The 22,723-nt window shown below is 62.9% G+C and carries 22 protein-coding genes and 1 tRNA gene; 13 read left to right on the plus strand and 10 right to left on the minus strand.

Features of this window, described 5'->3' with window-relative positions; all coding sequences use genetic code 11:
* Position 1: 1 nt before the first annotated feature.
* Positions 2-688, plus strand: a complete 687-nt coding sequence (locus tag SARO_RS20930) for a hypothetical protein (RefSeq protein WP_143004773.1) — start codon at positions 2-4, stop codon at positions 686-688.
* A 275-nt stretch (positions 689-963) separates the two neighbouring features.
* Here the strand turns inward: SARO_RS20930 and SARO_RS03865 are convergent, their stop codons facing one another.
* The 5 genes from SARO_RS03865 to SARO_RS21715 form a co-directional block, all read right to left on the minus strand.
* Positions 964-2,025, minus strand: a complete 1,062-nt coding sequence (locus SARO_RS03865) for an alpha-hydroxy-acid oxidizing protein (protein ID WP_041550692.1) — start codon at positions 2,023-2,025, stop codon at positions 964-966.
* Positions 2,026-2,069: 44 nt separating this feature from the next.
* The gene (locus tag SARO_RS03870) at positions 2,070-3,059 is read right to left on the minus strand and encodes a 3-keto-disaccharide hydrolase (RefSeq protein ID WP_011444435.1); all 990 of its coding nucleotides are present in this window, start codon (positions 3,057-3,059) and stop codon (positions 2,070-2,072) included.
* A 29-nt stretch (positions 3,060-3,088) separates the two neighbouring features.
* A complete protein-coding gene (locus tag SARO_RS03875) occupies positions 3,089-4,264 on the minus strand; it encodes a Gfo/Idh/MocA family protein (protein ID WP_011444436.1) in 1,176 nt (391 codons plus the stop codon).
* 53 nt (positions 4,265-4,317) lie between these two features.
* On the minus strand, positions 4,318-4,476 hold the full coding sequence (locus SARO_RS20935) for a hypothetical protein (protein WP_157042418.1): 159 nt from the start codon (positions 4,474-4,476) through the stop codon (positions 4,318-4,320).
* 214 nt (positions 4,477-4,690) lie between these two features.
* Positions 4,691-4,834 carry a hypothetical protein gene (locus SARO_RS21715; protein WP_083760950.1) on the minus strand — a complete coding sequence of 48 codons (144 nt, stop codon included), beginning with the start codon at positions 4,832-4,834 and terminating at the stop codon, positions 4,691-4,693.
* Between the two features lie 120 nt (positions 4,835-4,954).
* Between SARO_RS21715 and SARO_RS03885 the strand changes: the two genes are divergently transcribed.
* From SARO_RS03885 to SARO_RS03905, 5 genes are all read left to right on the plus strand, one after another.
* A complete protein-coding gene (locus tag SARO_RS03885) occupies positions 4,955-5,557 on the plus strand; it encodes a TetR/AcrR family transcriptional regulator (protein WP_011444438.1) in 603 nt (200 codons plus the stop codon).
* 176 nt (positions 5,558-5,733) lie between these two features.
* Positions 5,734-7,971: a TonB-dependent receptor gene (locus SARO_RS03890; protein ID WP_041550095.1), complete on the plus strand. Its 2,238-nt coding sequence runs from the start codon at positions 5,734-5,736 to the stop codon at positions 7,969-7,971.
* Positions 7,972-8,062: 91 nt separating this feature from the next.
* On the plus strand, positions 8,063-8,971 hold the full coding sequence (locus SARO_RS03895; protein ID WP_011444440.1) for a sugar phosphate isomerase/epimerase family protein: 909 nt from the start codon (positions 8,063-8,065) through the stop codon (positions 8,969-8,971).
* 34 nt (positions 8,972-9,005) lie between these two features.
* The gene (locus SARO_RS03900) at positions 9,006-9,410 is read left to right on the plus strand and encodes a C-glycoside deglycosidase beta subunit domain-containing protein (RefSeq protein WP_011444441.1); all 405 of its coding nucleotides are present in this window, start codon (positions 9,006-9,008) and stop codon (positions 9,408-9,410) included.
* A gap of 54 nt (positions 9,411-9,464) precedes the next feature.
* Positions 9,465-10,307 carry a phytanoyl-CoA dioxygenase family protein gene (locus tag SARO_RS03905; RefSeq protein WP_198136631.1) on the plus strand — a complete coding sequence of 281 codons (843 nt, stop codon included), beginning with the start codon at positions 9,465-9,467 and terminating at the stop codon, positions 10,305-10,307.
* A gap of 376 nt (positions 10,308-10,683) precedes the next feature.
* Here the strand turns inward: SARO_RS03905 and SARO_RS20125 are convergent, their stop codons facing one another.
* Positions 10,684-11,241 (minus strand): TetR/AcrR family transcriptional regulator, encoded by a 558-nt coding sequence (locus SARO_RS20125; protein WP_234007407.1) that lies wholly within the window; start codon positions 11,239-11,241, stop codon positions 10,684-10,686.
* 199 nt (positions 11,242-11,440) lie between these two features.
* On the opposite strand from SARO_RS20125, the gene SARO_RS03915 reads away from it, so the two are divergent.
* The 5 genes from SARO_RS03915 (at position 11,441) to SARO_RS03935 (ending at position 17,541) form a co-directional block, all read left to right on the plus strand.
* Positions 11,441-12,358 (plus strand): sugar phosphate isomerase/epimerase family protein, encoded by a 918-nt coding sequence (locus SARO_RS03915; RefSeq protein WP_011444444.1) that lies wholly within the window; start codon positions 11,441-11,443, stop codon positions 12,356-12,358.
* Complete coding sequence (locus SARO_RS03920) at positions 12,351-12,755, plus strand: C-glycoside deglycosidase beta subunit domain-containing protein (RefSeq protein ID WP_011444445.1); 405 nt, start codon at positions 12,351-12,353, stop codon at positions 12,753-12,755. The genes SARO_RS03915 and SARO_RS03920 overlap by 8 nt, the downstream gene beginning before the upstream one ends.
* A gap of 77 nt (positions 12,756-12,832) precedes the next feature.
* A complete protein-coding gene (locus SARO_RS03925) occupies positions 12,833-15,199 on the plus strand; it encodes a TonB-dependent receptor (RefSeq protein WP_011444446.1) in 2,367 nt (788 codons plus the stop codon).
* Positions 15,200-15,289: 90 nt separating this feature from the next.
* The gene (locus SARO_RS03930) at positions 15,290-16,207 is read left to right on the plus strand and encodes an alpha/beta hydrolase (protein ID WP_011444447.1); all 918 of its coding nucleotides are present in this window, start codon (positions 15,290-15,292) and stop codon (positions 16,205-16,207) included.
* Positions 16,208-16,209: 2 nt separating this feature from the next.
* Positions 16,210-17,541, plus strand: a complete 1,332-nt coding sequence (locus SARO_RS03935) for a glycoside hydrolase family 1 protein (protein ID WP_011444448.1) — start codon at positions 16,210-16,212, stop codon at positions 17,539-17,541.
* Positions 17,542-17,755: 214 nt separating this feature from the next.
* Here SARO_RS03935 and SARO_RS03940 read toward each other — a convergent pair whose 3' ends face one another.
* Positions 17,756-18,088: a DDE-type integrase/transposase/recombinase gene (locus SARO_RS03940; protein WP_011444449.1), complete on the minus strand. Its 333-nt coding sequence runs from the start codon at positions 18,086-18,088 to the stop codon at positions 17,756-17,758.
* A 158-nt stretch (positions 18,089-18,246) separates the two neighbouring features.
* A tRNA-Ser gene (locus SARO_RS03945) sits at positions 18,247-18,339 on the minus strand.
* Positions 18,340-18,581: 242 nt separating this feature from the next.
* On the opposite strand from SARO_RS03945, the gene SARO_RS03950 reads away from it, so the two are divergent.
* A complete protein-coding gene (locus SARO_RS03950) occupies positions 18,582-19,385 on the plus strand; it encodes a DUF1134 domain-containing protein (RefSeq protein WP_011444450.1) in 804 nt (267 codons plus the stop codon).
* A gap of 130 nt (positions 19,386-19,515) precedes the next feature.
* A complete protein-coding gene (locus tag SARO_RS03955; protein ID WP_041550104.1) occupies positions 19,516-20,685 on the plus strand; it encodes an amino acid aminotransferase in 1,170 nt (389 codons plus the stop codon).
* A 78-nt stretch (positions 20,686-20,763) separates the two neighbouring features.
* Here the strand turns inward: SARO_RS03955 and SARO_RS03960 are convergent, their stop codons facing one another.
* Both SARO_RS03960 and SARO_RS03965 read right to left on the minus strand, forming a co-directional pair.
* On the minus strand, positions 20,764-21,696 hold the full coding sequence (locus tag SARO_RS03960) for an SDR family NAD(P)-dependent oxidoreductase (protein WP_011444452.1): 933 nt from the start codon (positions 21,694-21,696) through the stop codon (positions 20,764-20,766).
* The gene (locus SARO_RS03965) at positions 21,693-22,625 is read right to left on the minus strand and encodes an SDR family NAD(P)-dependent oxidoreductase (protein ID WP_011444453.1); all 933 of its coding nucleotides are present in this window, start codon (positions 22,623-22,625) and stop codon (positions 21,693-21,695) included. Before SARO_RS03965 ends, SARO_RS03960 begins: the two co-directional genes overlap by 4 nt.
* Positions 22,626-22,723 lie beyond the last annotated feature (98 nt).

A 22,723-nucleotide genomic window follows, 5' to 3' on the forward strand; every position in this document is an offset into this window, starting at 1 on the left:
CTTGGCCACCCAAAGAGAGGTGCAGGCCATTATCGTCACGATCGTCGGGGCAGGTTGTGCTGGAGCATTGGCAGCTTGTTGCCTTGCCGAATGCTTGCCTTGCGCGAGGATAGTGTTCTTCTGCCGTGACAATCCGAACGGGCACGAACTCGAGCCTGTCGTCCTCGATGCCGTGCCGCCGCTCCTGCGCAATACGATCGATGATGTGGTAGTGCATGAGTGGAGTTCGTTCATAATCGTTTGCGACGGAAAGCAGACGCGGCACTCCGCCCGTATCGCTCTCATCGACCCTATGCAGATTGCCCTCCAACTCGATCGATACGGTGATCGCATAACGGTTCGGACAGACGGCGCTCCTGCACTGCATGAAGGGCTGGATGTTCTGGATCTGACCTCGCTGCACAACCGTGACGGCGCAGGTATGTTGATGGCTTCGAAAGATCTTGCCGAACTCTCTTGTCCGGTACTCGGAGATTTTGATGTCAGTCGCCCCAACGGCGTGGCGCTGCAATATTTTCCCGTAGCTTCCGGACGGGTGCTCACCCGTCAGTTTGCCATCAACGCCGGCTTGGGCGAGGACGGAGTCAATGGAGGCGCTTCCCTTGCCACCGCAATGCTGGCCGCCTCGGGCAATGCAAATGCCGCAATATCCCGTGTACATGAATATGTGCTCAAGCTCAGCCCTTGATGCAGGGCCTTCGCCTGCCAGGCTTGATCCGTGGCAAACCGGTCAAGATGAGGATCGGAGCTCGCAACTTGGCTTCGATTTGCGCGAATTGGGCAGATTTCCTGCAGATTCAGGCCATGAGCATCTGCCACTCGGCCATGGCGCCATAGGCCATGGCGGTCGGCCGCACGTTCGATCATCCGCTTGGCTGCGGTCACCTCGGCCAGCGCAAGATAGGGCCGATCGGACAGGTCCGTTTCAGGGTGTGGCCGCCACTAGGTGTCAAACGAGCCCGCCTACGCCAAAACCGACCCATCGATCGCACCAATGCTCGAGGCTCCGGTGATTGCCATGATTTCGGCGAGTTCGGCCTGCAGCAACTTCAGCACACGCTCGACTCCCTGAGAGCCCCCCGTGGTCAAGCCCCAAAGCACTGGGCGGCCGACCAGAACGGCACGTGCGCCAAGTGCCAAAGCCCGCAGAACGTCGGCACCTGTACGAATGCCGCTGTCTGCATAGACTTCAATGTCGCGCCCAACGGCCTCAACGATTGCCGGTAGGGCGTGCGCGACCGGTTGTGAATGGCGAAGACCCTGGCCAGCGTGATTGGATACGATCAAGGCGCTCGCGCCATGATCGCGGGCGCGGGCGGCATCATCGGTGCGGATCACGCCTTTCAGGATTAGAGGGAGGTTGGAAAGAGTGCGCATCCATTCCACGTCGGCCCATGTCGCGGCGGCATCGGGGAAGGTTGCACCCATCGGCCGGTCCGCGTAGTCGCGGACGGCATACATCACGTGCTCCGGTTCCTGCCACCGCTGGAACAGCGCTTGCGCGGCAAGGCGCATGGGCCGGGGGAATGCCGGCATCACCGGAAGATCTACGGTGAAACATAAAGCCGAAGCCCCTGCAGCTACGGCCCGCTCAATCACGTCCTTTACCACGCCGCGATCGCGCATGAAGTAAATCTGCTGCCAGTAGCGCCCGCTCGCAACTGCCCCCACGGCCTCGGGTGGGCGTGTGCCCATCATGCTGAGCGTGGTGATCGTGCCTGCCGCCACTGCGCCGCGCGCGGTCGCCACCTCGCCTTCGGGATCGACCAGCGTCGAGCCGACAAACGGCGCAGTCATGATCGGCATCGCGATCTGCTGCCCTAGCACCGTGGCCGAGGTATCGATGTGCGAGACGTCAACCAGCGCACGCGGCCGCAGGTGCATCGCTTGCCAAGCCGCGATGTCGTCGTGCAGGGTGCGCTCCATGCCGACATTGTTGACGAAGTTGCGGTAGGGATCGGGCATCATCGGCTCGGCCGCGGCGCGAAACTCGCCAACATCCAGCAGGTCCTGTTCGCCTGTCACCTGCTCGAAAACCGTCTCTGCCATGATTGTCTGCTCCTTTGGGATCAGCCCGGCTTTCGCTCGGTGATGGTCGGTAGGCGGCGGATCGGCTCGATCGTGATCGCACGGAAGTAGGTCTCCGCCCCTTCCGACTGCAGCTGGATCTTGCCCGCGGTCAACGGGATCGTCCGACCCTTGGCATCCCTCGTGGTAAGGTTGGTCGCGGCCATCACCGGCACGCCGTTGACCACGTGGATCGACTTGTCGCCAAAAACATAGAGGTCGAGCGAATTCCACTCGCCCAACGGCTTTTCCGCGTCCGTACCGGCATCGACATTCCACGTCGGGAAGGTCAACTGCGAGGGTAGCCCGCCATGAAAGTAACGGCGGCTGGGATAGGGAAGCAACGGATCATTGGCGACCGGCACCGTCGCCCCGACCCGCCAGTCGACCGTCTCGAACGACGGCTTGCCCCTGGAATCGCCCACCGTCAGCAGCATGCCGACGGAATGCGGCACCACCTCGAACTCGATCGCGCTCATCCACGTGCCGAAGAACGCACCATAGGCGCCGTGCGAGTGATAGAGCACGCCGTTGTTGCGCGGCATCGGCGTCCAGGTGTTCGCGCCCCACTTGTATTCGACGTGGAGGTGGTAGTTGCGGTGGGACTGCTTCGTCAGCAGCCCGCCGAACAGCTTGCCACTCGAATAGATCGCTGGGGCACCGTCCTGCTCGACCACCTTGAACACGCCGTAGGTGTCGTGGTTCAGTCCGATCGGCGCGCTGCTGGGCGTGCCATAGGTCGTGGCCGGCACGGTCACGCCGAGCCAGCTGTCCCATCCGGTCAGGTCGCGGCCGTTGAACAGGTTCCTGGGCGCGGCCTTGCTGCGCGGCAGGTTGGTGAGGACGAGGTCCTGCTTCCGATAGGCCGGGTCCTTGGCAATCGCCGCCTTCTGCTGGGGCGTCGAGCCATCGGGCGGACCATCGGCGGCGAAGGCGCTGACAGGAGCGAGCAAAGCGAGGCCGGCGGCGAGTATGCTGTTGGTTGAGGACACTAGGGGAAACTCCAGCAAAGGGCAGGAAATCAGTGGGCCGAGCTGCTCTCGGCCAGATCGAAGGGCGATGCCGTTAAGGCGATCAGCGCCGCGTCCGCCTCGGGATCGATGGGCGCCGGGCGTTCACAGGTGGAGCCGAGGTCGACCACCGCGCGCGTTCTGGCCGACCTGACGATGGCCTCCATCACCTCGACCGAGTGGACGATGAATTCTGCCCCGGTGCGGTGCCTGCTGCCGGTGCGGATTGCGAGCGCGAGATCGACCAGCCCGGCGCCACGATAGTCGGCCACGACGCGCCCCGTGTGGTCATGCCGGTTGGGCGTGGCAAAGCCCTGCTCAGCGGTGGCAAGGGCCGTGCGCGGCAGCGGCGGCGCGATCACCGCAGGCTCGCCGCCGAAGAACATCGGGTCGGCCATGGCCAGAATGCCATTCGAGCCGAACAGCTCGCCCGGGCGCAATGTCGGCACCACGACGTCGAGCGAGATGATAAAGCTGACCGAGGCCCCTTCGAACTCCAGTACCGTGTTGAATGTGGTGTCGACCTTGACCGGAAAGGGTGTGCCCTGCCGAGGTCCGCGCAGGATCTTGCGCTCTGTCTTGCCTGCGCCCGAAACCGAGAACACCCGCTTCACCGGACCCAGCAGGTTGATCCACATCGTCGTGTAATAGGGCCCCGCATCGAACGGCGGCTCGCCCCCCGGACGGTAGAACGCCTCCGGGCTCGGGTGGAACAGCTCGAGCCCCGGCAGCCCGAGGAACGAGGTGCCGAACACCGGCCTGCCGATCGCGCCCGCATCAAGCGCCTTGCGCGCGGCCTGGTGCGCGCTGCCGTAGAAGGTGTCCGGCGCCGAGCCGATCAGCAGCCCCCGGCCCTCGGCGATGTCCGCCAGCCGCCGCGCCGCCGCGTGCGAGAGGGCAAAGGGCTTTTCGGAATAGACGTGCTTGCCCGCCTCCAGCGCCGCACCGTTGATCTCTTCGTGCGCCACGCCCGGCGTGAGGTTCACGACCAGTTCGATCGCCTCGTCGGCCAGCAGTTCTGCCACCGACATGGCCCGCGCCCCCAAGCCTCGTGCCTTTTCCGCGATCGCCTGCGGGTCACGCGTGGCTATCGCGCGCAGATGCAGCGCAGACGAGCGCGTGATCGCATTGAGATAGACCGCGCTGATATCGCCCGCGCCGACGACGCCGATCCTGACAGGTTCCATGCATTCCTCCCGCGCAGGCGCAGGCCGACTGGCGCCTTTCGCCCACTGACAATTTAATCGTTGATTAGATTATCGCGCGACGAAGTCAATCGCCCTGCGTCCGGATGTGTCGCGCCCTGCCACCAGTCCACCGCCTTGCCCGCATCGGCCAGCGCCAGCGGCAGGCCATCGGGCGAAGTTTCCCACTCGCCGGGATGCGGGCCATTGTGCACGGCACTGTCATCGCCCGGGAAATAGGGATGGAAGCAAGTCCGCCGGCATGGGACCCGGGCCGAGGTTGGTGACCGCCATCCACAGCCGCACCCCTTCGCCTGAGACCGCGATCCGCTGCTCGGCGCGATAGCGCCACGGCCAAACCCCTTCGGCATAGTCATGGACGAGCCGGATCGATGAAGCATCACGCGCGATCACCCGCCACGGCCGCACTCAGCCATAGCCGTGCAGTGCATGGGGATGCCAAGCTTTGGGAAAGTTGGACGGCAGGCAATGGTCGACCCCATCCATCGCGAATCGTCCCTCGGAAATGCGATTGCAGAACGGGACGATGTGAAAGCAGGCCGCATCCAGAATGCGCCCGGCAACGCGACTAGCTGCACGGGATAAGGTGGTTTCGGACTGGCCAGAGAGCGGTTTGCTGTTAGGGAAGCAATGTTATCGCCCACCTGCCTGCCCGATCGCCCGAGAGATTTGATGCCCGCCAAGAAGCCGTACCACCGCGAGAACCTGCGCCGCGACCTCCTCGATGCAGGCCGTGAATACGTTCGGCAGCACGGGCACCACGGGCTGTCGATCCGCACGCTGGCCCAGCAGGTCGGCGTCTCGCCCGGCGCGCCCTACCATCACTTCCCTGACCGGCGCTCGCTTCTGCTGGCGCTTGCCATCGAGGGCTTCGAAGAGATGCTCTACGGCGCCGAGCAGGTCAGGGCGAGCGCCATGACTCCGGCCGAGAAGCTCAGCCGCATGGGGCTGCTGTTCATCCGCTTTGCCGAAGCCAATCCCTGCCTGCTCGACCTGATGTACGAGAGCGAGCTGACCTCGCCGGTGCTCGATCCCCAGCTGCTCGATTACCAGCTCAAGGGACATTTCAACTTGCGCGATCATCTCACCGCGGCGCTCCCGGACATCAGCGACGAGGAAGCGGACCTTCGCGTGATTGCCTACTGGTCGGCGATCTATGGCTTTGCCTCGATGCGCAAGAAGGGCGTGATCCGGCCGAGCGAGCAGGCCGTGCCGAGCATCGACATCGCCGAGGCGATCGTCGCCCGCGCAGCATTGGCCGCTCTCGCGGACTGAACCCGCTAACCGCCCTGGCTTGGCGGCGCATTCACCGCGCCCGCGCTCTTGCGTTCAATTGCAATCAAAGCAGTGATTAGATTTACGCTTGACGCTGACCCCTCCCAAATTTAATCACCGATCAAATGGGCCGGAGCGAAATGCTACCTGCCAGCAAAAACCGGGAGGGAACGGCCATGAATACCACTTCCATATTGCTCGCCACGTCGGCCCTGGCGCTCTCCGCGCCAGCCTTTGCGCAAACGGCCGGGCAGGCCGATGAGGCAAAAGCGGCCGATCGCGGCGTCGGCGACATCATCGTCACCGCCAACCGCATCGAGACGACCGCGCAGGACACGCCGATCGCGCTCAACGTCTATACCGGCGCGGACCTTGCCCAGAGCGGCATCAATTCGGTCCGCGATCTTTCCGCGATCGACCCCAGCCTCAACGTCTCGAGTTCGAACAGTTCAGCCTATGTCGCGGTGCGCGGCATCGCCTCGACCGACGTCACCGAACTGGGCGATCCCTCAGTCCCCGTCTCGCGCGATGGCTTCTTCACCAATCGCGCCTATTCGATCAACACCTCGATGTACGACGTCGCTCGCGTCGAAGTGCTGAAGGGCCCGCAAGGCACACTTCAGGGCCGCAACTCGACCGGCGGCCTCGTCAGCATCATCACCAACCGGCCCAAGTTCAAGAACGAGGTTTCGGCCTCGTTCGAATACGGCAACTACGACACGACCAACGCCGACGCCGCGGTCAACCTCGCCCTGTCGGACAATTTCGCGCTGCGCGCTTCGGGCGTGTTCCTCAAGCATGACGGCTACCGCCGCCAGGTCGGCGTGATGAAGTCGGCCGACAACGAGGATTTCAAGTCCGGCCGCATCCAGGCCCGCTTCGCGAAGGACGGTCTCGACCTGTGGGTGTCCTACCAGCGCGATGACCGCGACACCGATGGCGAGGCCGTACTCAAGAACACTCTCGGCGCGCCCCAGCCCAGCTTTGATCCGCTGCCGACCTTCCGCAGCGATGCCCCGACGCGCACCGTGCTCAAGGGCGAACGCATCCGCTGGGAGGCCAGCTACAGCGGCTTGGGCAACCTCAACCTGATCTACTCGGGTGGGTGGGACAAGCAGCAGTTTGATCTCACGCTCGACGCCACCGGTCCAAACTACCCGGCGAACCGCCAGTACCTCAACACCCAGGCGCCGACGACTTGGAACCACGAAGTCCGCATCAGCAACGAGAAGACCGGCAAGCTCTTCATCCAAGCCGGCTACTTCCGCTTCACTGAAGACAACGCGCTCGCTGCCGGGCTTTACAACCGCGAGATGACCGGCCTCTTCGCGCCGGGCCAGCCGCTTTCGTTCGCGCCCAACGCCGACCAGTCGTTCCGCTACGGCCTCGCTTTCGACTTCGCGATCAAGACCAAGTCCGACGCCATCTTCGCCCAGGCCGACTATGACCTGACCGAACAGGTCCAGCTTTCGGCCGGCGCGCGTTATACCTGGGACAACAAGTCGCGCACCGGCAATTCCCGTCTGGTCCTGCCGGCGCTCGCCTTCCCGCTCTGCAGCAACAGCTTTCCGGCGCCGGACTCTTGCCCGCCGTTCCCCATCGTCAATTCAGGCAATGGCGAGACCAGGGAGCGCAAGCCCACCTGGCACCTTGGCCTCAACTGGCGCCCGGAATCGGGCCGCCTGATCTATGCCAAGTACGATCGCGGCTACAAATCGGGCGGCTTCAACTCGAACGGCTCGGTCGCCGCAACGCCCTATGGCGCGGAACAGGTCGACGCCTTCGAGATCGGCACCAAGAACACGCTGATGGGCAATGCCCTTCAGCTCAACTTCGCGGCCTTCTACTTCAACTACAAGGGCTACCAGGCGCAGCAGAGCACCTGCCCGACCTGCTCGACCGGCGTGTTCAACGTCGGCAGCGCCCGTGTGCTCGGCCTCGAAGGCCAGCTCAACGCCCGCGTTGCCGAGAACACCAAGCTCTATCTCAACAGCACGCTGCTCGACACCAAGTTCGGCGACAACATCATCGTCACCAACGGCAACAACCAGAACGTCGACATCAGCAAGAACCAGCTACCCAACGCTCCGCACTTCACAGCCTCGATGGGCTTCGAACAGGGCGTGCCGCTGGGCGATCACCTGCTCTCGTTCCGCGCGGACGGCAAGTACTCGTCGAGCTTCTACTTCTCGGCGTTCAACTTGTCGCAGATCCGCTCGCCATCGTACTTCCTCGGCAACCTCTCGGCCTCGATCGAGCCGAACGCGGGTGGCTGGAAGCTGCAGGCCTATGTCCGCAACGTCTTCAACAAGAACGTGCTGTCCTTTGCCGAGCAGAACTTCAACGGCTTCAGCGACAACTACCAGTTCCAGCCGCCCCGCACCTACGGCGTGCGAGCCAGCGTGAACTTCTGATCTGACCCAATGTGATCTGACGGCGGATCAAGACGCATAGCGGCGGGAGAGGATGCCCTTGGCTTCCTCTTCCGCCATACAGGAGCAAGACATGCCCGGTTCGTTCAAATACGGTGTTTCAACCTACAGCTATGTCGATGACTACGGCTCGGTCATGACGCTGGAGGACGCGTTCGATCATATCGCCGATACCGGTGCCACCGGTATCGAGATCCTCGGAGAGGGGCAGATCGAAGGCTATCCCAACCCGAGCAGCGAGTTTCTCGACCGCTGGTTCGGCCTGCTCGACAAGTACAAGCTGGAACCCACTAACATGTGCTCGTGGGTCGACATGCGCATTACGCTGGGTCGCAATCTCACTGTCGAGGAAGGCGCCGCAGAGCTCGAACGCGACCTGCGCCTCGCGCACCAGCTTGGCTTCAAGTTCCTGCGCCCGAAGTTCGGCGTGCTGTCGCATGACCTGATCCCCGAACCGCAGTGGGAAGCCTATGCCGAGCGCAATCTGGACCTTGCCCACAAGCTCGGCGTGGTGATCTGCCCGGAAATCCACGCGCCCACGCCGATCAAGCACGAAGTGGTCGATGGTTACATCAACTTCATCGAGCGCACCGGCACCAGGAATTTCGGCCTGATGATCGACACCGGCATCTTCCAGGACCGCCCGCTGACGCACTGGGGCTCGCACCAGATCAACGAGGAAGCGCGCAAGCACATGGAGTTCCTCAACGGCATCAAGGTTCCGCCCGAACACTTCCTCGACGTCGCCCAGTACGTCGTATTCATCCAGGCCAAGTTTCACGACATCGACGAGAACCTCGAGGACCAGAACATCCCGTGGCAGCCGGTGATTTCGGCAATCAAGCGCTCGGGCTATTCGGGCTACCTGTCGAGCGAGTACGAAGGCTGGCGCGCGCCGTGGCGTTCGATCGACCAGGTCCGCCGCCAGCACGTCCTGCTGCGCAAGATGGAACGCGAGTACGACGAAGGCAAGTTCGCCTGAGGCCCGTCGCACCCCAAGATTACCGGAGAACACCATGCTCGAACACCAGCTCATCCAGAGCACCGGCTTCCGCAATTTCGGCCCCGTCGGTGCGCGCGAAGGCTTTGCCATCCGCATCCGCATTCCCAACTACCACGGCACCCGCCTGTCGCAGCTCGACGGCTTCGACGTCACCGTCGACGGCGTCTTCTACGATCACGAGATCAACCGCTTCGGCATCCGCGGCGAAGTCTATACGATGGCCGAAATGCGCGAGGAGACCACCGCGCGCTGGGGTCTGACCGAATGGGGCGAAATCCTCGTCGACAAGCCGGGCGGCCTCGAACCGGGGGTCCACAAGATCGAGGTCCTCGCCCGCATCCGCTATTCCTACTTCCCACCCGACGTGCACATCTTCCCAATGCACGCCGAACGCTACGGCACCATCTGCATCGCCTGACGGCTTCTGTACCCGGCAATCTTCGGATCGGGGCTTTGACGGCTCATCAAAAACATGAAGGTTTCAGCAAAAATGGCTCAGCAATTCGGTCGACAAGGCGACGAATACATTCTCACGCCTGAGGAGATCGCCCAGTTCCATCGCGACGGCTACATCACCCTTTGCAGCGTGATGACCGAGGACGAACTTGCCCCGCTCGAGACCGAGTTCGAGCGCTTCATCCGCGGCGAAGTCGGCGGAATGGGTAAGGATTTCTGTGACATGTCCGGGCCGTATGACCGTGCATTCGAGAACTTCAGCCTCGTCAATGCTGTCCTGCCGCGGCACTACGATCCGCGCCTGCGCGATAACCTTTACGAACGGCGGGCTGCCTCGATCTCGCGACAACTGATCGGAGAGACTGCAACTCTGGATTATGACCAGTTCCTCGCAAAGCGCCCTGCGAAGCCCGATGCTGTTTTCACCATGCATCAGGACCTGGGATACTGGCCCACTGGAACCCCTGAGCCACTTACCGCTACATGCAGCCTCGCGCTAGACGATGCCGATCCGGAAAATGGTTGCCTCAAGGTCGTGCCGGGTTCGCAAAAGCAGGGCCTGCGTCCGCACCGTCCCCTGATGGGCGAGGACCGCAGCGACTCTCACATCCTCAGCGTCGAAATTACTGATGCCGATCCCGTCGTCGAATTGCCCCTGAAACGCGGCGACATCACCGTGCATGATGAACTGATCGTTCACGGCTCAGGTGGGAATACCTCGCCGGACCGCTGGCGACGCACTTATATCGTTGCCTTCCGCTCGAAAGCCTGCGTGGATTTCGAACGGTCGATCGGCTTCACGCATTCACACAACGACACAATCGCTTGGGAGACACATCTCGCCGCGCTAACGGCGTAAACGAGGTGTTCCGACTGGGCTCCAAGCCGCGCATGCGGTTCACCCGCTGTCGCAGTATGTCGGCCGCAAACATTGGTCCGAAACTGTTGCACCACAGCCGCACCGTCTCATGGCAGATGTCGATCCCCCGTTCGAACAGCAGGTCCTCGACGTTTCGCAACGACAACGGGGAAGCGGATGTACATCATCACAGCGAGCCGGATGACCTCCGGTGAGGAGTTGAAATAGCGAAACGGGCTCGCCAGCTTGCGCGATCTTGGCAGGGGGCGAAGGTAGCAATCGTGACCTCCGGCTCCAACCGGTGCGTTTGGTTTGACAGTTCCCTTGGGCCAGCTCTGCGACATCAAGGACTGCTTTCGGTTTACAGGAGTCCAACTCAGGCCATGAGCCTTAGGGCTTGCCGGACAATCTCAGGTGCGAGCTCGTCCGGCATGGGTTCCAGCGGATGTGCGCGCAGCATGGCCCGGTTGGTCTGAAGGGCAAAGCCGAAGATCGCGCTCCAGATCGTGGCAATGCGCAGGCTGCGCTCGTGCTCGGACAGATGCTGCGTGGCGCGCGTAACTTCCCGGCGCAGCATCTGAAACCCGATGTCCTGTGCCTCTGCCAGTTCAGGCGCGACCTGAGGGCGGACCAGTTCGCTTTCATACATCAGGGTGAACATGTTCGGGTTGGCTGCGGCAAAGCGGATGAAGTGCAGCAGATTGGCGAACAGCAATCCTTCCGGTGATGCTGCGACGGCCTTCCCTGTTTCGGCAAACAGCTGATGATATCCTTCAAGCGCGACCGCAATGAGCAGCGAGCGCCTGTCAGGGAAATGGTGGTACGGCGCGCCGGGCGAAACGCCGATTTCTTCTGCGAGCTTGCGAATCGACAGGCCTTCGTGGCCTTCGCGCACCACAAATCCATAGGCGGCCGCGAGCAACTCGCTGCGCAAGTCATTCCGGTGCGAAGGTTTGCCCCGTCGCTCTCGTGTCGCTGTCGTCCCCGTCATTCCTGCAGCTTTGCTTGCTTTGCACGCGATGCGCAAGCGCGCGCGTTCGCCTATTGCATACTTATTGATCGTTGATTAATAGCCGTCTAAATAATCGGTGATTAATAAGCCATTCCGGCGCATCGTGATGGGAGAGGCAAGAGTGAGCAGCTTCAGGTACGGCGTGTCGCTGTACAGCTACACTGACGACTTCGGCACGGTGATGACGCTGGAAGATGCGTTCGATCACGTGGCCGATACAGGTTCGACCGGCATCGAGATCCTCGGCGAAACGAGCGTGCCGCTCTACCCCGAGCCGCCTGTCGCGTGGATTGACGACTGGTTCGCGAAGCTCGACCGCTACAAGCTTGAGCCAACCAACTTTGCCTGCTGGGTCGACACCCGCATCCAGTTGAACCGCAACATGAGCGTTGAGGAAGGCGCAGCCCAGATCGCGCAGGACTTGCGGCTGGGACACAAGCTGGGGTTCAAGTTCATCCGCCCGAAGTTCGGCGTGATCGACCATGACCTGACGCCAGACCCGATCTGGGAAGGCGCGGTCGAGCGCAATCTCGATCTGGCGCACAAGCTCGATCTGTTGATCTTGCCTGAAATCCACTCACCCACGCCGATCCGCCATCCGGTGACCGATGCCTATGTGCGGTTCATCGAGCGTACCGGCACGAAGAATTTCGGCCTGATGATCGACACCGGCATTTTCCAGGATCGCCCGATCGATCACTGGGGCGGCGGAATTACCGACGAAATCAAAAAAGGGGCATTGAGCTTCCTTGATGGCATACACACGCCGGTCGAGCATCTGGCCGACGTGATCCAGTACGTCCCGTTCATCCAGGCTAAGTTCCACAACATCGACGAGACCCTGCACGATCACCAGATCCCGTGGGAGAGGATCGTGCCGATGCTCAAGAAGCTCGGCTACGCGGGTTACCTTTCCAGCGAATACGAAGGCAAGCGCGATCCCTGGGTGGCCATCGAGCAGGTGCGCCGTCAGCACGCGCTGATCCGCAAGCTCGAAGACGAATATGACGCAGCGAACGGGGGCTCGGGCAATGCTTGAGCGCAGCCACATCCAGAGCACCGGCTTTCGAAATGTCGGCCCTGAGGGCGCACGCACGGGTTTCGAAGTCCGCATCCGTCAGGCCAACTACCGCTCCTCGCGGCTGAGCCTGATCGAAGGCGTGGACATCACCGTCGACGGCATTCTTTACCCCGCACAGCACAACCGGTTCCGGCTTGGCGACAAGGAATACAGCCGCGACGAGATGAACGAGGCGACGCAGACCCGTCTCTACGTTGGCGACCACTTTACAGTTGTGGTCCCCAAGGAGGGCGGGTTGGCACGCGGCGTCCACCTTGTCGGCAGCGCGATCCGTTATCGCCATCCCTATTTCCCACCCGAATTTCAGCCCGCCATCGTCCGCAACGAACGTTACGCCACGATCATCCTGCCCTGAGCAGAGCAGGACGCCGGTTGTGCGGACCGGCGGGGCACAACTCACATCCGCACAAAGGTTCTGAGGGAGGATAATCCATGAACATCACCAGGAAGACCCGGCTCGTCCAGTCGGTATCGGTTGCAGCCATTGCGCTGTTCTCGTCAGTACCCGCATTCGCCCAAGCCGCCGACGAACCGGCGGCGGCTCCCGGCGAAATCATCGTTACCGCACAGCGCCGCAGCGAGAACGTGCTCAAGGTCCCGGTCAGCGTCACCGTGGTCAGCGCAGATCAACTGATCCAGCGCGGCGCCAATGACCTCACTGCTGTGACCAAGCTCGCGCCGAGCCTTCAGGTGGCGCAGGACAACACCTTCTCGGTGCGCGGCGTCGGCACGGCAACTTTTGCCAACACCGTTGAAGCCAGCGTCTCGCAGGTCGTGGACGATGTGGTTCTGGGCAACCGCGAATATGCGGCCAACGCGTTCTACGACGTGGCGCGCGTCGAAGTCCTGAACGGGCCGCAGGGCCTGCTGTTCGGCAAGAACGCCTCTGCGGGTCTGGTCAACATCACCACCAACAAGCCCAAGCTTGGCGAGCTGTCCTTCAGCGCCGATGGCGAGCTGGTGCAGCGTGCCCGTCCCGGCGACGATGGCACCGGCTACCAGATCCGCTCGACCGTCAACGCACCGCTGGGCGACAAGGCTGCGCTGCGGCTCAACGCGATCTACAGCGATCAGGACCCGATTACCGTTTCCAGGGTCAACCCCGCGATGCGCAACGACCTCGGCCTCACCAACCTCGGCCTGCGCGCCAAGCTGCTGTTCGAACCGACCGACAGCCTCTCGGTCTACTTGATCGGCGACTACAATCGCCAGCGCGGCATCACCGGCCGTTACGACATCACCTTCCGCCAGTTCGGCCCCGGCAGCCAGTACCCCGCCTATGGCCTTGCTGCTGGTCCGGAGAACTTCAACTTCGCCGCAGAAGCGCCCAATTACCGCGACAGCGATACCGGCGGTCTTCAGGCCAATGTCAGCCTGAAGCTCGGCAACGGCATGGAGCTGACCAGCATCACCGCGTGGAAGCAGGCCAAGACCGACTTCCAGTTCGACTCCGACGAAACGGCAATCAACTTCTTCAGCTACAACAGCGCTGACCAGAAGTACGACCAGTACTCGCAGGAACTGCGCCTTGCGCTGCCGACCGGCAATGCACTGACCGGCCAGTTCGGCCTCTACTACTACCGCTCGGTCGGCAACAGCTCGGGCTTCCGTGGCGGCAACAACGGTCTGCCCGATGTCGTCGCGATCGGCTTCCCGTTCTGCATCGGCGCCACCGTCACGCAGGGACCGCCGCCGGCCTGTGGCGTCAACAACCGCTCGTTCCTCGGCCAGGACTTCCAGTATAGCCTCAAGAACGACAGCTACGCCGCGTTCGGCCAGCTCGGCTACCAACTGACCAATACCTTGAAGGTCACCGCCGGCGCTCGGCTGACTTACGAAAAGGCGAAGATCAACCTGCGCGAGAACTTCGGAAACTACTTCGTCACCCTCGGCATCAAGAACAACGTCGCCAACCAGGCCACCGACGCCACGGACCTCAGCTACAAGCTGGGCTTCGACTGGCAGGCAACGCCCGACCTGATGGTCTATGGCTTCTACGGCGAAGGCTTCAAGGGCCCGGGCTTCTCGAACACGGCTCCTGCTCCCGGTGCCGATCTGTCGGTTCGTCCGGAAATCTCGCGCGGCGGTGAGCTTGGCGTCAAGGGCAAGGCACTCGACGGCGCGCTGACCTTCAGCCTCTCGGGCTTCTACACGAAGTTCTATGACCTCCAGGTCCAGGCCTTCGTGCAGGCGCTGCGCACCTTCGTTCTGGGCAACGCGGCCACGGCAACGACCAAGGGCATCGACTTCTCGTTCCAGGCCCGGCCCTTCGAAGGCCTGACCTTGTCGGGTTCGGCATCCTATGCCGATGCCACGTTCGACGACTACCCGGGCGCCCAGTGCTACCCGACACAGGCGACCGGTGGCTGCAAGGCGGATATCAACTCGTCGCTGCCAGGCTTCGTCGGCACATTCAACGCCAAGGGCTATCAGTTGCCGCTGTCGTCCAAGTTCACGGCGACACTTGGCGCTGAGTATGCCGCTCCGATCACGGACGGTCTAGAGGCGCAATTCGGCGTTGGCTACTACCATCGCTCGTCACAGTCGGCCGGCATCGGTGCCCCGTTCACCATCCCGACCTGGGACACGATCGACCTGCGCGCCGGGATCAAGGCCGAGAACTGGAACATCAGCCTGTTCTGCAAGAACTGCACGAACGAGATCCGCCCGATCTCGATCGGGTCTGACGGCGGCGATGCCAACCCTGTTGGCGTCGCTCCGCCAGTGCTGACGTTGAACCAGCGCTTCAGCTTTGAATCCGTCCGCACCATCGGCGTGCGTGCCGGCATCAACTTCTGATGCAAGCGGGGTCGCTGTCGAAAAGACGGCGGCCCCATTCTCTACTGCATCCGGCCACATCGGAGCAGCGATTTGAGCAGGATGAACTGGATGACCTTGCCCGCACTTCGGCGCTCTCTGCTTGGCTTAAGCCTTGCGCTCCTCACAAGTTCAAATACTCTTGCGCAGACCGGCATCTCGACCGAGACCGTCGACGCGCCCGCGCAACCCAACACCATCACTCTGCCCACTGCAGAAAAGGTTGACCGCGAGGTCTGGCATCCCAGTGACTTGGGCCGCGTTGCGGTACGCAATGTCACCCGGCCGACGCTCACCGTGTTCCAACCCGTCGGCAAGCCATCGCCCGCGTCCGTGATCATCGCTCCCGGAGGAGCATTTCTCGGCCTCGAGATGGACAAGGAAGGCTGGGAAGTGGCGCGCTGGTTTGCCAATCATGGCGTAACGGCATTCGTTCTAAAGTACCGTACCTTGCCCACGCCGCCCGACCAGAAAGTCTTCGTTGCCGAACTGGACAAGATGATCGCTGGCAAGACTGCCGCATTCGCGCCACCTGCCGATACGCCGCCCGAAGCCTTGGCAGACGGCATTGCCGCACTGCGCCACGTTCGCGCGAGCGCTGTCACTTACGGAATCGACCCGCAGCGGGTCGGCTTCATGGGCTTTTCCGCCGGCGGCTTCTTGACGCGAAGCGTGGTGGAAAGAGGCGGTGTCGACCGGCCCGATTTTGCTGCGCCGATCTATCCCAACATGGCCGCGATGACAGTGCCTGCCGATGCCCCACCAATGTTCGTTGCCATCGCCGCCGATGACTTCCTCCTCGCGCGCCAACAAGGCGTTCCCCTGCTGGACAGCTATCGCGCAGCGGGCAAGTCGATAGAATTCCATCTCTTCTCCGCCGGTGGCCACGGCTTCGGGGCCGGACCTGACGACTCCCCGGAAGAAGGGTGGATGGAACTGATGTACCGCTGGATGCGAACGCAGGGCCTGCTGCAAACGGAGAAGAAGTGACCATGATCGATCGTCGCAGCCTGATGGCTTCCGCCGTGGCTTTGAGCGCCTCAGTGATGACCAGCAAAAGCGCCTTGGCCCGGTCCGCCAAGCCGAGGCCGCTCGATCCGCAGTTTCCCGAAGGCTTCCTGTGGGGCGCAGCCACCGCCGCGCATCAGATCGAAGGCAACAATCTCAACGCCGACCTCTGGGTGATCGAAAACGTCCCCGGCACCATTTTTGCAGAACGGTCGGGCGACGCCGCAAACAGCTTCGAACTGTGGCCGGTCGACCTTGATCTCGTGAAGGGCATGGGGCTCAATTCCTATCGCTTCAGCCTCGAATGGGCGCGGATCGAGCCGGATGAAGGGCATTTCTCCAATGCCATGCTCGATCACTACAAGGCGATGATCGAGGGTTGCCGGGCGCGGGGGCTCAAGCCGGTCGTCACCTTCAACCATTTCACCACCCCGCGCTGGTTCGCAGCCAAGGGCGGATGGCATAATCCGGAGTCATCGGCGCTCTTCGCCCGCTTCTGCGAACGGGCGGCGCGCCATCTTGCGGCAGGAATCGAACTCGCCACAACATTGAACGAGCCCAATCTGGCTGGCGTGATCGGCGAGATCCTGCCGCCGCCACTGGTGGCAGGCGACAAGGCAACGCAAGAAGCAGCAGCGAAGCAGCTCGGCGTGGCGCTTTATACGCCCGGCGTCGCGCTCTACATCAAGGAGCCGAAGACCTATCGCGCCAACATGATGGAAGGCCATCGCCGTGGGGTCGCCGCAATCAAGGCGGTGCGGCCCGACCTGCCGGTTGGCGTAAGCCTGGCGATGATCGACGATCAGGCGGTTGGCAAGAACTCGATGCGCGACCGGATCCGCGAACGCTACTACAACGAGTGGCTGCGCCTTGCGGGCGAGACTTGCGATTTCATCGGTGTGCAGAACTACGAACGCAAGGTCTGGACCGACAAGGGCGAGTTGCCGTCCCCCGCCGATGCGCGGCGCAATACTGGCGGCGCTGAAGTCTGGCCCGGGTCGCTGGCGGGCGCGGTGCGCTATGCCCATGCAGTGACCAAGCTGCCGGTCTATGTCACCGAACACGGCGTCAATTCCGACGACGACGCGCTGCGCCAGTGGTTGATCCCCGAAGCGCTTACCGAACTGAAGCGTGCGATCGACGATGGTGTGCCGGTGCGCGGCTATATCCACTGGTCGCTGATCGACAATTTCGAATGGGGCTTCGGCTACAAGTACCGCTTCGGCTTGCACTCGTTCGACCAAAGCACCTTCCAGCGAACCGCCAAACCCAGCGCAGCAATTCTGGGCAGAATTGCACGGCGAAATAGGCTCTGAGAGGCGCCTGCCCGTGGGCTGATAAGGGCGTGACAAGTCGCCTACTGTTCAACGTTCTGTCTGCTTTATCGGATGTAGTCTGCCAACCCCGGATCGGATGGGAATCACCAAGGAGCGATCAGTACCCTTGCTCGTCGGTTGTAGGACAAAGGAAGCTGTCAGTCTAAAGCGAAACGTTCTCAGCCGGCAAAGTGGTCCCGGGGGCGGCCAGACTTCAGGATGCGAGTGATTGCCACTCGGCAAGAGCTGCCGAGCGTCGCTGCTTGAAGGTCTGTCGATCGACGAGGTCGCGTTCCTGGGAAAAGTGGTTGTGGAGCGAGGCGTGCATCAAGGCGAATTCCTGTAGCGCCTTCATCTGCCTGAAGCGGAGCATGGCACGCTCTCGTCGTCGGAAGGGCAGGTGGCTGTTCTCGACCCGGTTGTTCGCCCATCTGCCGATTTCCTGCTCGTCCTCGCAACCGAGCTCGGTCATCGCCGCGCGGTACGAGCGCAGACCGCCGGTGGTGACCCGCTCAGGAGATCCGTGGCGCTGCAGGGCTTTGCGCATGAAGGTCCCCGATGAGGATGCACCTTCTTCTCATCTTTCATCCTGTTGACGTAGCTGCTGCGGCTAGAAATGCGCTAAAATGGTGCAGACGCTAGTCCCCGCGCAACCGTCCCGGAGCCACTGGCGTGGCCTTGAAAATATTTTTATTTTCAAGGTGTTGGCGGAGACGGAGGGATTCGAACCCTCGGTACCGGATTTACCAGTACGACGGTTTAGCAAACCGTTGGTTTCAGCCACTCACCCACGTCTCCGGATCGCAGCGGCGAGGCGGCGCTATAGCGAGGGTTGTGGGGGGCGGCAAGGGTCTGGGCGGAAAATTCCGGCGCTCCCGCATTACTCCCGCATTATTGGCGCGATCGGCCTGCAAACGCGCGCTTGGGCGCATTTCCGACTCGGCTCATCGCCGGTTCATTGTCGCGCGGCCAGCGTTGGATTCTGGTGCAATCGACAGGGGCTCGCGCAAGGTTTCGCGCGGCGGACGGGATATACGAAGATGACCACGAACCGAATCGGCTGGCGCGTTCTCGCCACTTCCCTGGCGGCCTCGCTGGCGCTCGTCGCAAGCGGCGCGACCGCCCAGGTGCAGACGATCGATCCCAACGCCGCCATCGATGGCGATCTCGCCCCGAATTCGGCACCAACCGCACAGGCTCCGGCGGCAACCCCCGCAGGCGCAGAAGCGGGCATGCTGCCTGCACTTCCAGCAGACGCGCCTGCGCCGGTCCCCCAATCCCCGTCCCAATCCGCGCCGCAGCCCGGCGCCTTGCCCGGCGGCCCGCCGGCCGAGGTGGGCCCCCGCGCCGCGCCGCAGGGGGCCGGCTATCACGAAGACGATCTCATCGGCGCGGCCGAAGGCGTCTTCGGAAAGGGCGCTTCGGGCCTGGCGGACATCATCAAGGACCTGCTCAAGAAGCAGGGCGAGCCCAACGCCTACATCGTCGGCCGCGAGGGCGGCGGCGCGCTGGTCTTCGGGCTGCGCTACGGTTCGGGCACGCTCCACCACAAGGTCGAGGGCGAGCGTCCGGTCTACTGGACCGGCCCGTCGGTCGGTTTCGATGCCGGGGCCAATGCCGCCAGTACATTCGTCCTCGTCTACAACCTGTTCGACAGCGAGGAGCTGTACAAGCGCTTCCCGGCGGGCGAGGGACAGGCCTACCTCGTCGGCGGCTTCCACGTCAGTTATCTGCGCAAGGGCGATGTCGTGCTGATTCCCGTGCGCTCGGGCGCTGGGCTGCGCCTGGGTATCAACGGCGGCTACATGAAGTTCTCGCGCAAGCAGACCTGGTTCCCGTTCTGAGCCTTTCCGGCAATTTTCGGGCGAAATTCCCCGCGCATACCTTCTAATTGAAATGCGGGGGTTGCCCCCGCCGCGTTCCGGCGGCATGGAGCCGCCGCATTTTGCTCCCCGCAATGGAAGGCCGCGACCAATGCTCGAAAATCTTGCCGCCCAGCCCGCCGACGCGCTGCTGGCGCTGATCAAGCTTCACAACGCCGATCCGCGCGAAGACAAGATTGACCTTGGCGTCGGTGTCTATCGCACGTCCGAGGGCGCTACCCCTGTTTTCAAGGCGATCAAGGCGGCCGAGGCCAAGCTGCTCGAAAGCCAGGATTCCAAGGCCTACCTCGGCCCCGAAGGCGACATGGGCTTCGTCCACGCGCTGATCCCCTATGTCTTCGGCAAGGACTTCGATCGTTCGAAGGTTGAGGGCATGCAGGCCCCCGGCGGCACCGGCGCGGTGCGCCTCGCCATCGAGGTGGCCAAGCGTTCGGGCGTCAAGCGGGTCTGGATGGGCACGCCTTCGTGGCCCAACCACGCGCAGATCATCGCTGCTGCCGGCATGGAGCTGAAGACCTTCAGCCACATGACCGCCGACGGCCTTGCCGATCTCGAAGCATTGAAGACCGCCCTGGCCGGTGCCGAAGCGGGCGATGCCGTCCTGCTCCACGGTTGCTGCCACAACCCCACAGGCGTCGACTATACCGAAGCCCAGTGGGACGAGATCGCCCCGCTTCTGGTCGAGCGCCAGGTCCTGCCAATCCTCGACCTTGCCTACCAGGGGCTTGGCGCGGGCATGGAAGCCGACGCCTATGGCCTGCGCAAGGTGCTCAGCCTCGCTCCGGAAGCGCTGGTCGCCTATTCGTGCGACAAGAACTTCGGCCTCTATCGTGACCGCGTCGGCGCTTTCTATGCCGTCACGTCCGACGCCACCGCCCTGGCAAACGCCATGGGCAACGGCGCGACGATCGCGCGCGCCTCGTGGTCGATGCCGCCCGATCATGGCGCCGCCGCCGTCCGCCTGATCCTCGACGATGCCGAGCTGACCGCAATGTGGCTGGCCGAGCTCGACGAGATGCGTGATCGCATGCGCTGGGTTCGCGATCGCCTTGCCGCCGCGCAGCACGTCGGCCCGATCAACATGGCGCCGCTCGGCGTGCAGAACGGCCTGTTCTCGATGCTTCCGCTCAGGGCCGACCAGATTCTCGCCATCCGCGAGAAGCACGGCGTCTACATGGCCGGTTCGGGACGCATCAACATTGCCGGCCTCACCACCGGTAACATCGACAAGTTCGTCGAAGCCCTGCGCGACGTCGCGTAAGGTTTCAGTGAGCGGATAGAGAAAGGGCGGGGCCTCGCGGCTCCGCCCTTTTTTATTATCCGTGTGGGGTCGCAGCGCTCAGAAATCCGCCGCCCTCGACTGCCGCCGCGCTTCGGCAAAGCTGTCGGCCCGGAACTTCTCGAAAGCCACGCGCTGGTCGTAGCCGGGGTCCTTGGGGTAGTCCTGATACTCGGCGATGATCTCGTCGAAGATCTCGCGCAGCTCTTCCTTGTGATCCGGGTGCGAGAAGATGTGCAGGCGGTTGGCCTTCATCGCCTCGATCACCCGCGCGCCGATCACGTCCGGTTCCATGCCGAACTCGTGCACGCCCGCAAGCCGTTCGACCGCGGTCTTGTCCACTGGTTTCATCTCGCCCTTCAGCGCATCCGGACGGATGTCGTCGCTGGCATAGATATAGCTCTTCACCAGGCCCGGGCAGAGTACCGAAACCCCGATCTCGTACTTGAGCAGCGAATAGTGCAGCGATTCCGAAAGGCCGCGCACCGCGAACTTGGTGGTATTGTAGATGCCGGGGCTTCCCGCCGCGAGGAAGGCCGCCATCGACGCGGTGTTGACCACGTGTCCGCCCTTCTGCTCCCCTGCCTTCACCCGCTCGACCATGCGCGGAACGAAGGTCGTCACCCCGTTTACCACGCCGTGGAGGTTCACGCCCAGCAGCCAGTCCCAGTCGTCGTAGGAAGATTCCTCGATCGGCTGGAACAGGTTTACCCCGGCATTGTTGCACAGGATCGACACCGGACCGAACCTGGCCTCGACCTCGTCCGCCGCCATCTTGAAGCCCTCGCGGCTTGCCACGTCGAGCTGGACGCCCATGACTTCGGGCCCAGATCCTTCCGCCTCCAGCGTGGCCAGAGCCTTGTCGATCGAATCCTGCCTGATGTCGGCGATGGCGACCTTGCACCCCTGGTTGAGGAGCTGGCGGACAAGGCCGATGCCGACGCCATTGGCGCCGCCCGTGACGAAGGCGGTACGGCCCGCGAAGTCCTTCATGCCTCGACCCCGGCCTTGCGGGTTTCCTTCAGCTTGTTCTGCCGGGCGATTTCGTCGGTGATCGCCGGATTGCGGAACAGGGCTGCGAAGGTCTCCTTGTATTCCGGGTTCTCGGGCAAGTGGGTCTGCACTGCCGCCGTCGTGGCAAGGCCGCGCTCTTCCACCCCGGTCAGGAACTCTGCGTGGGTCAGGATATAGAGTTCGTCGTTGAGGATGCCTTCCAGCACGCGCTCGCCGACTTGTTCCTTGGTCTGGTACAAGTGCATGAAGTTGCCGCCGGCCGCGCGGCGCTTGTCGGCTTCGGCATAGCCGGTGTCAGCCAACTCGGCCGGACGGGTCTTGGCGGCATCGGCAATGTTCGACTGGACCGCGCCGGGGCAGAATGCCGAGCAGATCACGCCCCTGCCTTCAAGCTCGGGCCTCATGCATTCCATCATCGCGGTCACGGCAGCCTTGCCGGCCGAATAGATCGTCGTTCCCGCAACCGGCACAAGCGCCGACATCGAAGCGGTGCAGACGATATGGCCGCCTTCGCCGTGGGCGAGGATGCGGGGCAGGATGGTGACGATGCCGTTGATCGTGCCATTCACGTTCACGCCCATGACCCAGTCCCAGTCGGCAAAAGTCGCCAGCTCGGTCGGGCCGACCACGGCAACGCCCGCATTGTTCACCAGCAGGTGAATCTTGCCGAACTTCGCCTCGGTGGCGTCGGCTGCCTTGGCGAACTGGTCGCGATTGGTCACGTCGAGCTTCACCGCGAGCACCCGCTCGCCGCCGCCCAGCTCTGCCACGGCCGAATCGAGGTGGTCCTGGCGGATGTCCGCGATGGTCACGTTCATCCCGGCGCCAAGCAGCGCCTTGGCGATGCCCAGGCCGATGCCGCTGGCGCCGCCCGTCACGAAAGCCGTCTTGCCCGGCAGATTCTGCATCGATCCTCTCCTTTGGTGCCTTGCCGGCAGCCATCGACCGGCGCCGGGAATCATTTTTCGCCTTTTGTATTCACCAGCGAGGAATTGTATGCAAGACT

The organism is Novosphingobium aromaticivorans DSM 12444 (assembly GCF_000013325.1).
GTDB classification, from domain to species: Bacteria; Pseudomonadota; Alphaproteobacteria; order Sphingomonadales; family Sphingomonadaceae; genus Novosphingobium; species Novosphingobium aromaticivorans.

What these genes read in the sequence shown, in the direction of transcription:
- SARO_RS03955 (WP_041550104.1), top strand. Translation starts at nt 19,516, where the DNA reads ATGCTCGAAAATCTTGCCGCCCAGCCCGCCGACGCGCTGCTGGCGCTG.
- SARO_RS03875 (WP_011444436.1), bottom strand. Translation starts at nt 4,264, where the DNA reads ATGGAACCTGTCAGGATCGGCGTCGTCGGCGCGGGCGATATCAGCGCG.
- SARO_RS03960 (WP_011444452.1), bottom strand. Translation starts at nt 21,696, where the DNA reads ATGAAGGACTTCGCGGGCCGTACCGCCTTCGTCACGGGCGGCGCCAAT.
- SARO_RS03925 (WP_011444446.1), top strand. Translation starts at nt 12,833, where the DNA reads ATGAACATCACCAGGAAGACCCGGCTCGTCCAGTCGGTATCGGTTGCA.
- SARO_RS03900 (WP_011444441.1), top strand. Translation starts at nt 9,006, where the DNA reads ATGCTCGAACACCAGCTCATCCAGAGCACCGGCTTCCGCAATTTCGGC.
- SARO_RS03920 (WP_011444445.1), top strand. Translation starts at nt 12,351, where the DNA reads ATGCTTGAGCGCAGCCACATCCAGAGCACCGGCTTTCGAAATGTCGGC.
- SARO_RS03940 (WP_011444449.1), bottom strand. Translation starts at nt 18,088, where the DNA reads ATGCGCAAAGCCCTGCAGCGCCACGGATCTCCTGAGCGGGTCACCACC.
- SARO_RS03950 (WP_011444450.1), top strand. Translation starts at nt 18,582, where the DNA reads ATGACCACGAACCGAATCGGCTGGCGCGTTCTCGCCACTTCCCTGGCG.
- SARO_RS03930 (WP_011444447.1), top strand. Translation starts at nt 15,290, where the DNA reads ATGACCTTGCCCGCACTTCGGCGCTCTCTGCTTGGCTTAAGCCTTGCG.
- SARO_RS03890 (WP_041550095.1), top strand. Translation starts at nt 5,734, where the DNA reads ATGAATACCACTTCCATATTGCTCGCCACGTCGGCCCTGGCGCTCTCC.
- SARO_RS03935 (WP_011444448.1), top strand. Translation starts at nt 16,210, where the DNA reads ATGATCGATCGTCGCAGCCTGATGGCTTCCGCCGTGGCTTTGAGCGCC.
- SARO_RS03905 (WP_198136631.1), top strand. Translation starts at nt 9,465, where the DNA reads ATGAAGGTTTCAGCAAAAATGGCTCAGCAATTCGGTCGACAAGGCGAC.
- SARO_RS03895 (WP_011444440.1), top strand. Translation starts at nt 8,063, where the DNA reads ATGCCCGGTTCGTTCAAATACGGTGTTTCAACCTACAGCTATGTCGAT.
- SARO_RS03965 (WP_011444453.1), bottom strand. Translation starts at nt 22,625, where the DNA reads ATGCAGAATCTGCCGGGCAAGACGGCTTTCGTGACGGGCGGCGCCAGC.
- SARO_RS03885 (WP_011444438.1), top strand. Translation starts at nt 4,955, where the DNA reads ATGCCCGCCAAGAAGCCGTACCACCGCGAGAACCTGCGCCGCGACCTC.